Raw genomic sequence first — 8,739 nt, 5'->3', positions numbered from 1 at the left:
AGGCACCGGCGAAGTCGCGGTGACGACAGAATGAACGCCAGGCGGCTGAAACGGACCCCGCACCGCCCGCATCGACCTGCCCGCGCGGGCGACTTGACGACCAGCCGGTCCGCGCGAAGGATCGGGGTCGGCGGCTCGCCGAAGTGCAGGCGCGCGGTGGGCACCCGCGCCGACGAGCACGGAAGCCGCGCACAGCCTCCAGGAAATCGAGAACGGGACGCACGCAATGGAATTGAAGCCGGTGGTCATGTACCGCGAGATGTACGAGCGCGGTCACGACGAACTGCCCTCGGTATTCGACGCGCCCACCGGCACTGTCGAGGGCGATCGCGACCGGATTCTGAACTACATGCGCAAGGTCCGCGCCATCTTCGACGTGATGGGCGAATCCCCTGACCTGTTCACCAAGGACACCGATATCGAGGGCGGCCCCTCCCTGTACTCCGACGGCGTCTGGATCTGGCGCGAGGACTCGCTGAAGTACCTCGCCGAACAGCCCCTCACCCTGCCCGCCGAGTTCGTCGAACACGTCCGCGCCCTCGACTACATTCCCCAGAACTTCGACACCCGCGCCCCTGATTTCGACGCGGCGTTCCTGTCGTACTTCTGACGGCATCCGGGTCCGATCGAGCAGTCCGACAGCGGAGGGTTCACATTGGCTGACGACGAAGACATCTACGACGAAGAGATCCAGAAACTTCTGGACAGCCAGATCAGTCTCCACGACGCCGATGTGCGGATGGACGGCGACAGGGCACTGTACAAAGGCAAGCCGTTCACCGGCGACATCGTCGACGACAGGGACGGCACGATCGTCGAAGGATGCGAGTATGTCGACGGCGTGCGTGAGGGCTACTGCTACGGACGCTTCCCAGACGGCAGTCAGCGGTTCTTCGGCGAGTACCACCGCGGCCTGCCGGGCGGCCGTTGGACCTTCCGGAACGCGGCCGCAAGCATCGTCGAGGAGTACGAATTCGATCCGAGCGGCTGCCTGCGATACCGCAAACGCTGGAACGACGACGGTGTTCTGATCGAGGATTTCGACGCTCGAGCGATCGCCACACCCACCATCGCCGGCGTGCGTGACCGCGAAGATCCCGACATCCACTACGACTCCGCCACCGACACCCGCTACGACCGCAGCGAATTGTTCACCGGGCAACTTGCCGAATACACCTGGGTGACCCGCGATATCGTCGAACTGTCCTGGTACACCCGCGGCCACTGGGACGGGCCACAACTCGCCTGGCATACCCTCGGCAGCCGCAAGTACGCGGGCACCTCGACCCACGGACAGCACTTCGGTCTCTGGCTCGCCTGGCACGAAGACGGCACCCTCCGCCGACGCACCCTCTTCGGCCTCGACGGGACGACCGTGCTCCTCGAGGAATGGGACGAGAGCGGTCAGCGCACCGAACACACCGCCGCCGACGACGTTCGCGTCGACGAACTGCTCCATACCGAGTACGACGACGGCCGGCTCATCCGCGCCGGGATGCGAACCCCCACCGGGCCCGTCGGTTACTGGTGCACCTGGGATGCCACCGGCCGCATCCGCCGCGAAGACCATTACAGCCCTCGACACCAGCTGCTCCTGCGCAGGGACTGGGACGAAGAGGGCGCGCTCGACCGGCCTGCCGAAGGCTCCGCACTCCAACCGGACAGGACACAACTGTGACTGCTTGGCGCACGAGAACCCCCGAAGAAGTCGCCGACCTGGCAATCCGGTTGCGCGCCGTCGACTGGACCTGGCAACTCACCGAAATCCCCCGGATCGCTGAACACTTCGGTTGGACGGTCATCTCCAGCAAACCCGCGTGGGCCCTGCTCGACACCGGACTCGGCCCGGCCAGTGGAAAGGCGTTCGCCGACAACGGACTGGTCGAACGTCTCCAAGTCGACGCCAGCACAATCGGACCCGACACGATCGAGACCCGCACACAGGTGCACGCCACCTATACGGCCATGGCCGACGCCCTGGTCGCGGCACTGGGCGAACCAACCGCCGAAGCTGACGGTGACCTCCGAGAACTGCGCTGGGCACGACCTGATTCCACCCTGCTCCTGCAAGAACTGGCGCGTTCGATCAAGTTGTCCCTGGTCACCAACGAATGGCTGACCGGATTCGACCACCGAGTCCAACTCTCCCGGCAAGGACAGCTATGAGCGACTGGGCTAGCTTCGCCGACTACCTGGCCGCGGAGCTCGACGAACTCCCCATCACCTCCCGCGTGATCATTTTCGAACCGGCGCCGGCGCCCAGCCGGAGGTTCGTGCAATTCGCGAGAGATGAGGACGTGCTGTCTGCCCAACTCGTCGGCAACAAGTCACTCGAACCCGAGCGCCGGCCCGACGCGGCGGGCTGGCGTGCGATCACTCGCGCGGGTTGGCACCAGCCCGACGCGGCCAACGCCCACCTGTGGTGGATCGACTTCGATGCCCCGGTCACCATGGACGACTGCCGACGAGCCGCCGCCATCGCCGTCACCGGCCTCCGCGACGGTTACGGCATCACCGGCCCGGACGCCCTGGTGTACGACGCCTGGGTCGAGCGGGCCGGAAACCGCACCATCGATCTGCGCACGCTGGGACTGAAGCAGCAAAGGATGTAGATATTCATCCCGGGCACACAGGCCCCCAAGGAGAGCGCCGAGCTGGGAGCGGCTACGTCAGGCCGTTGCGGTTGCCGTTTTCCATCTTGTCGATGTAATCGGCGCTTTCGGTCTGGCCGTCGGCGAACTCGCCCATGGACTTGGCCATGGTCTTGACGTTGTCGCTGGTGTTGGTCCAGGAGGAGTCGTAGCCGTCGTTCCCGCCGGGGCCGTCGTTGAAGCTCTGGCCGAGTTTGTCGTTGCCCCAGACATTTCCGCGGCCGTTGAGCGAGGCGTTCAGCGTGTTGATGATGCCGGTGAGCTGATTGCCGACACTGCGCGACTTGCCTGCCGCGGTCCGGAAGTCGTCGGCGTCGTATTCGAATGTCATCGCGCTCATCCCTCCACAAGTGATGCCTGTCGAGCACATCACAACTCCGATGCGTGCGCAACAGCCTCGCACGATGGTGCGAACCGCGGATGACCCCGCCGTGAACGGCCGGTGCCCTAAGCGCTTGCCTCCCAGTGCGATTCCACGCGCGACATCATGCGCTCGATGGAAGCGTTGATCTTCCCGGTCAGGTCGGACCGTGACATCGGGGTAGCGATGGGGTTCTCGCTGGGGAGATCGATGCCGTAGCGCCCGTCGCCGGGGAGGTCACGCCACACCACGATGTCGCGATGCATGCCGCGTGAGCCGAACATGGACTGGTTCTGCAGGATATTGATGGTCCCGGTGCGATCGGCGGGACGGTTGAAGAACTCGGTGCTGCGCTCGACGATCGAGGTGTCGGCTTGCTCGAAGAACATCGAGGATCGCTGCCCGTACTCGTCGCCGGTGCCCGCGTCGGTGGCGAGCGGGATCACCCCGCCGACGCCGGCACCGGTATCCGGCATCAGGTCCACGATGGCGTCGGCCAGGCCGTGCGGTCCGATGTCGAGCACCGTGTAACCACCACTGTGGGTGGGGGTTTCACCCGGCAGCTGGTAGATCAGATAGCCGTTGGCACCGGCCCTCGCCGCCCTGGCCTTGAGCCACTGCTCGGCGTCGTCGCGCGCCCGGTCGTGCCAACCACGCAGCCGCACATACACTTCCGGCCGCTCCAGGACATCGAAGACCGAACGAAGCGTCGGGTCGACGGTGTCCTGCAGCCGCTGCCAGACCTGATACTTCTCCTGCTCGTAGTCCTCGTGCAGGCGAGTCCTGGACTGGAAGGTCAGCGGGCGCGGCAGATCGGTGCCGACGAATCGCTGCCACAGCACCCGGAATTCGATATCGGTGAGTTCCCACTGCTGCGTCACGCCTGCGCCTCCGGCCGCGCGTGCGCGAGCGAGTCGGTACTGCCGACTTCCACGGACTCGACCGGCGCCTCGATGATCTGGGCAGGCGCTTCGGTCGCCGACGATTCGGCGAGCAGACCGGTGAGCGGGGTGACGACCTCGCCCAAGCCCGACAGATTGGAGAAATCGGGCAGCGAGGCGCGCGGGAATGCCTCGCCCTCAGCCGTTTCGGTGCTCTCCCCCGGCACGCTCGCCCCGTCGACCGCTGTCGTCGCGGTCTCGATGCCGAGCAACTCCGCCAGCGGCGAGAGGGCGGGGTTGTCCGCGATCAGCTGGTTGATCTCGGGCGACTGCGACAGCAGTTCGGTCAGGTCGGGGAATTGCCCGAACAGGTTGCCGAGCTGGGTGAAATCGGGCAGGCCCGATGTGGCGCCGGTCGCGCCGGTGTCGGCCGATACCTGCTGCAGCGCGGTGGCCAGCGACGGCAGCGCCTGGGTGAGCGAGGAGACCGCGGAGGTGACCGCCGACATCACCGAGGACAGGATGCTGGACATGTCGCCCGAGCCGGACCCGCTCGACCCCGACGAGGACCCGGTCGAACCCGACGATCCGGTAGAACCCGACGTCTGACCGTTCACACCCTGCTGCGAACCGTTGGTGCCGTTCTGCTGGAGCGCCGCCGCCGCCTGCTGAGCGGCTTGCTGGGCGGCCTGCTGCTTGGCCACGTCGGGCGCGACTGCCTGCTGCTGGCCGCCACCTCCGGAATTGCCACTACCACCGGAGTTTCCGCTGCCACCGTTGTTGCCGGTGCCACCGTTGTTGTTATTTCCAGCGTTATTGTTATTGCCGTTATTGTTGTTGTTGTTGTTGTTATTGTTGTTATTGTTCTCGGGCGGCTTCACCGGCCCCTTCGGCGCGGCAGGCTCCGCCGCCGCCGGGAACAGCTTCTCGGTGTTGGTCACACCGTTGACATAGTGGCGCTCGTACCGATCGCGATTCTCCTGCAGATCGTCGTCGCACTTGTCTTCGGTCTCGATCGGCATCGACACCTTCGTCGCGTACAGCCAGTTCGCCGTGTACTCGAGATTCTGCTGCATCATCTTGAAGGAATCACTGGCCACCATCGCCGACTTGCCGAAAGTCGTGATCGCGGCCAAGGCGGCCTCGCCGCCCTGACTCTCCCACCGGTCGCCGGTGATCTCACCGAGCTTCTGCTCGAGGTTGTAGGCGGCGCCGTGCACGGCGTGGGCCATCGCCTCCCAGATCGGTGCGTCGTTGGCCACCTCCTGCCAGGAGATCCGCTGACCGAGGTCGTACATATCGCGCCAGGACATGTTGTCCGCGGCGCGGACCGGGATCCGCACGCCGACCGATTCCGCCGTCGCGGTGCCCGCGTGCTTCGGCACGTTCGCGGTCTCGATGTCGTAGTTGTGCTTCTCCATCTTGATATCCATGCCGGTGCCCTGTCGCACCTTGACATCGACTTCCCAATGCGCCGGGTAATAGCCGCCGGCCTGGGAGACCTCCCCCTTCATATCCTTGGCGCCGGGCGAGGAATTCACATTCTTCAGATCGCCCTTGAGGGCGGCGATGTTGTCGCCCGAGCCCTTGTCGGTCTCGGTGTACGACTCGCCTGCGGCCTTGAACATCGAGACAAGGTCCTCGAGCGAGTCGATATAGCGCCCGAGCAGGTCCTTGGCCTGGGTGGCCTCGGAGATGAACTTGGTCCGCAGCGGCGGCCCGGCATCGACCTGGCTGCCACCCAGCTTGGACTCGTCATAGTTGTTGAGGTCGTGGTCGCGGAACAGATTCTGGCAACCCTTGAACACCTCGATCGCCTGGCTGCACGCCTTGGCGGCCTCGAGCGCGGCTCCCGTCTCGACCTTGACCTTCGCCTTGCCCGCCAGCCCCTCGAAGGGAGAATCGCCCACGCCAACCGCTCCTCGCAGCACCCCACCGACGACCCTCGCGCAGTCGGCTCGATCGCATCGCAGTCTAGTGAGCGATGCGAAATATGCACAGCCACACGGAAACACCGATCTGCTTCAGGATGAACATCCGGGTTCCGCCGACGATCAGGCAACCGTCGCCGATCTGTGACAAACTCGAACAACCACCATCGGCCGGTTACGGCCGTGCTCGACCAATGGATGAGGCCCAGGATTGACGTCGCGACGGAACTGCTCATGGCCAACGTGGACACGTCAACTCGGCCCACGATTGACGTCGCGACGGAACTGCTCATGACCGACCTGAGCGACCTCGAACGGCGCGTCGCAGCCAATCGCGCCAATACCCGCAGCCAGCACGCCGACGATTACCTGAGCTTGGCCGGTTCACTCACCGAGCTGGCCCAGGGTCTGCTCGCCACCCGGGACGACCCGTCGGGGCGGGATCGCACGGCCGAGGCGTTGGAGCCCGCGCAGGAAGCGGTGGCGATCCGGCTGCACTGGCTGGTCGGAGGGTACGTCTCCTACGAGTACGCGGGTGCGTTGCAGGACGCGTTGCGGTTGTTCGAGCAGGCAACCCGGCTGGTCGGGCATCGACAGCTCGCGACCAACACCATTCGCAGTGCCTGCTCGGCGTATCGGCAGGTCGCGCAGGACTACCCGGATGTTTCGGCCATGTGCGCCGATGGGCTGTCCAAGTGTGGCGTGTGGTTGATGCGGCTCGATCACGATGCGGCGGTAGCGGCCAGCGAGTCGGCGGTGCGGATTCGGGCGGGGATGTACGCGCGCACTTCCGAACAGCCGGGCAAATACCTGGCGAGCCTGAGTTCCCTGTTGCGCACTCTGATGGTGGGGCGCTCGCGTAAGCAAGCCATCGCCAGCTATCGCACGTTGTACTCCGAGGTGACCACGACCGCGAGCACCGCGAAACTGCGCGAAACCCGGGTCGAGGAACTCGATCTCACGGTCAAGACCACGCAGGCGCTGGTGAAGCTCGGTGCGCACACCCTGGAACGCGCGGGGCGGCTGACCCAGCAGCAGATCCTGTACCAGTCGGGTGGCGACCTGGCCACAATCGACGAGATCAATTGGCGATTGGCGCTCGTCGGTCTCAAACCCCTCGCGGCAGGGGCGATGCCGGAGCCGCCGTCACGCCCGGTGGAGATCTCGGCGACCTATGGCGCGATCGCCGTTCGCTGTTCGGCACCGGACGGGCTCGAGCAGGTGCGGGCCGCGATCGTCGCCGCCTTCGCCCAGGACGGGGCCGAACCGGTCGACGCGGGCAGGTTCGCGGGCGTGCACGAGAAGCATTGGGGCGTCAAAGAACCCAAGACCAATCTCGACACGAAGCTCAGCGCCGACGTCGTGCTTGTCGAAAAGTCTTCCGGCAGCTGGATTTCGGTGAAGAGTCTCAACTGGGAGATCGGCGCACTCGGCAAACACCCACTCGCCGTTGCCCTTTCAGTGAAGTGGCCGGTGCTCACCGTCGCCACGATCGAGAAGATCTCCTACGAACTGTGCCTCTACGACAACGGCGTCGCCACCCAGTACGCCGCCCTCGGCAGACCGGCCGGGCAGGCACCGCTCGACACCCCGCTGGCCCCGCTGGATTTCGCGACACTGGCCGACTACGGCGCCGACTACGCCTCCGAAACCCAGGTCAGAGCCGCCTTCGGCAACGCCGAAATGTTCGCCAAGGTCACCGAACTCCCCGGCGCTGGCATCCGCCAGGCCGCGGAGAAAGCCCCGCTCACCGACTACGGCCCGAATATTCTGTTCTTCGGCGAGAACTGACCCGGTACCGGCGCAAGCCGGTCGACCACCACACGTTCGCCCAGACATCTGACGCCGCCTTGTGCACGGGAGTCGCCCCGGCATGCCGCGGAGCCCGGCCGCCCGGCATGATCGGTGCCTGTGCGAGTACTGCTGCAACGTGTGACCACCGCCCAGGTGAGCGTCGACGGTCAGGTCGTCGGACACATCGACCCGGCGTCGAAAGGTGTCCCCCACGGCCTGCTCGCCCTGGTCGGTGCCACCCACACCGACACCGAAGCCATCGCGAAAGCCCTGGCCGACAAGACCTATCGCCTGCGCATCCTCGACGGCGAACGCTCCGCCGCCGATCTCGACGCCCCCATCCTGGTCGTCAGCCAGTTCACCCTCTACGCCAACACCGCCAAAGGCCGCCGCCCCTCCTGGAACGCTGCCGCCCCCGGCCCCCTCGCCGAACCCCTGGTCGACACCTTCGCCGAAACCCTCCGCGAACTGGGCGCCACCGTAGCCACCGGCAAGTTCGGCGCCCACATGCAGATAGAACTCACCAACGACGGCCCGGTAACCGTCCTCCTCGAAGGCTGACTACACCTACAGATCCAGATGCAGCCGAAGCGCGCGATCCAGATCCGCGGCGAGCGTAGCGGTCAACCGCCCGACTACTCGGCCGACCCGATCGACCGACACCGATCGGACCTGCTCTGCGTGCGCTTTCGACACCACGCGCAACCCGACATCGTCGAGCAGGACCTGGAACGGGTACACCTGATCGACGTTGCTGGTGACGGGCACCACCGTGATCACACCACGACCCAACTGGTCTGCTCGCCGATTCGCGCCGTCATTACTGACGATCACCGCGGGACGAACCTTGTTGACTTCGTTCCCGCGAACCGGGTCGAAATCAACGAGCACGATATCGCCGCGGCGCATCAGGAAAGGCCGTCAGCGAGCGTTTCCGACCACGCCGCTTCCTCGCCTGCCGCATCCCACTCTTCCCACGCGGACTCGTAGGCATCTTCGAGCGCACGTGCGCGCAACAAGGCAATCGCCCGCTGGATGGCCGCCGAGCGCCCGGGCAGACCCGACCGGCAGACTTCCTGGTCGAGAACCTGCAGATCTTCCTCTGAAAGGCTCACGCTAAG

General features: G+C 65.6%; 11 protein-coding genes. 6 read left to right on the top strand and 5 right to left on the bottom strand.

Annotated features, from left to right (window positions below; translation table 11 throughout):
* The first annotated feature begins 226 nt into the window (after nucleotides 1-226).
* The 4 genes from ACQHI0_RS32600 to ACQHI0_RS32585 are packed head-to-tail and all read left to right on the top strand — an operon-like array spanning nucleotide 227 to nucleotide 2,612.
* Nucleotides 227-610 carry a hypothetical protein gene (locus tag ACQHI0_RS32600; protein WP_427905535.1) on the top strand — a complete coding sequence of 128 codons (384 nt, stop codon included), beginning with the start codon at nucleotides 227-229 and terminating at the stop codon, nucleotides 608-610.
* A 45-nt stretch (nucleotides 611-655) separates the two neighbouring features.
* Nucleotides 656-1,678 carry a hypothetical protein gene (locus ACQHI0_RS32595; RefSeq protein ID WP_427905534.1) on the top strand — a complete coding sequence of 341 codons (1,023 nt, stop codon included), beginning with the start codon at nucleotides 656-658 and terminating at the stop codon, nucleotides 1,676-1,678.
* Entirely contained in the window at nucleotides 1,675-2,166 is a 492-nt protein-coding gene (locus ACQHI0_RS32590; protein WP_427905533.1) for a DUF6301 family protein, read from the top strand. The genes ACQHI0_RS32595 and ACQHI0_RS32590 overlap by 4 nt, the downstream gene beginning before the upstream one ends.
* Nucleotides 2,163-2,612: a TY-Chap domain-containing protein gene (locus tag ACQHI0_RS32585; protein WP_427905532.1), complete on the top strand. Its 450-nt coding sequence runs from the start codon at nucleotides 2,163-2,165 to the stop codon at nucleotides 2,610-2,612. Before ACQHI0_RS32590 ends, ACQHI0_RS32585 begins: the two co-directional genes overlap by 4 nt.
* A gap of 52 nt (nucleotides 2,613-2,664) precedes the next feature.
* Here ACQHI0_RS32585 and ACQHI0_RS32580 read toward each other — a convergent pair whose 3' ends face one another.
* From ACQHI0_RS32580 to ACQHI0_RS32570, 3 genes are all read right to left on the bottom strand, one after another.
* Nucleotides 2,665-2,982 carry a hypothetical protein gene (locus tag ACQHI0_RS32580; RefSeq protein ID WP_427905531.1) on the bottom strand — a complete coding sequence of 106 codons (318 nt, stop codon included), beginning with the start codon at nucleotides 2,980-2,982 and terminating at the stop codon, nucleotides 2,665-2,667.
* A 116-nt stretch (nucleotides 2,983-3,098) separates the two neighbouring features.
* Nucleotides 3,099-3,893, bottom strand: a complete 795-nt coding sequence (locus ACQHI0_RS32575; RefSeq protein ID WP_427905530.1) for an ESX secretion-associated protein EspG — start codon at nucleotides 3,891-3,893, stop codon at nucleotides 3,099-3,101.
* A complete protein-coding gene (locus ACQHI0_RS32570) occupies nucleotides 3,890-5,803 on the bottom strand; it encodes a hypothetical protein (protein WP_427905529.1) in 1,914 nt (637 codons plus the stop codon). Before ACQHI0_RS32570 ends, ACQHI0_RS32575 begins: the two co-directional genes overlap by 4 nt.
* A gap of 312 nt (nucleotides 5,804-6,115) precedes the next feature.
* On the opposite strand from ACQHI0_RS32570, the gene ACQHI0_RS32565 reads away from it, so the two are divergent.
* Nucleotides 6,116-7,615, top strand: coding sequence for a hypothetical protein (locus ACQHI0_RS32565; protein WP_427905528.1), 1,500 nt, complete (start codon nucleotides 6,116-6,118; stop codon nucleotides 7,613-7,615).
* A gap of 120 nt (nucleotides 7,616-7,735) precedes the next feature.
* Nucleotides 7,736-8,179, top strand: coding sequence for a D-aminoacyl-tRNA deacylase (dtd, locus tag ACQHI0_RS32560; protein WP_427905527.1), 444 nt, complete (start codon nucleotides 7,736-7,738; stop codon nucleotides 8,177-8,179).
* 6 nt (nucleotides 8,180-8,185) lie between these two features.
* On the opposite strand, the gene ACQHI0_RS32555 is transcribed toward dtd, so the two are convergent.
* Together ACQHI0_RS32555 and ACQHI0_RS32550 are read right to left on the bottom strand one after the other, a co-directional pair.
* On the bottom strand, nucleotides 8,186-8,530 hold the full coding sequence (locus ACQHI0_RS32555) for a type II toxin-antitoxin system PemK/MazF family toxin (protein WP_427909373.1): 345 nt from the start codon (nucleotides 8,528-8,530) through the stop codon (nucleotides 8,186-8,188).
* Nucleotides 8,527-8,733 (bottom strand): ribbon-helix-helix protein, CopG family, encoded by a 207-nt coding sequence (locus tag ACQHI0_RS32550; RefSeq protein WP_427905526.1) that lies wholly within the window; start codon nucleotides 8,731-8,733, stop codon nucleotides 8,527-8,529. Before ACQHI0_RS32550 ends, ACQHI0_RS32555 begins: the two co-directional genes overlap by 4 nt.
* Nucleotides 8,734-8,739 lie beyond the last annotated feature (6 nt).

Source organism: Nocardia sp. FBN12, assembly GCF_050320175.1.
Taxonomy (GTDB): Bacteria; Actinomycetota; Actinomycetes; order Mycobacteriales; family Mycobacteriaceae; genus Nocardia.
Note: the sequence above shows the minus strand (reverse complement) of the source record. Positions and strands in the feature narration are given on the sequence as shown.

What these genes read in the sequence shown, in the direction of transcription:
- ACQHI0_RS32600 (WP_427905535.1), top strand. Translation starts at nt 227, where the DNA reads ATGGAATTGAAGCCGGTGGTCATGTACCGCGAGATGTACGAGCGCGGT.
- ACQHI0_RS32585 (WP_427905532.1), top strand. Translation starts at nt 2,163, where the DNA reads ATGAGCGACTGGGCTAGCTTCGCCGACTACCTGGCCGCGGAGCTCGAC.
- ACQHI0_RS32580 (WP_427905531.1), bottom strand. Translation starts at nt 2,982, where the DNA reads ATGACATTCGAATACGACGCCGACGACTTCCGGACCGCGGCAGGCAAG.
- ACQHI0_RS32565 (WP_427905528.1), top strand. Translation starts at nt 6,116, where the DNA reads ATGACCGACCTGAGCGACCTCGAACGGCGCGTCGCAGCCAATCGCGCC.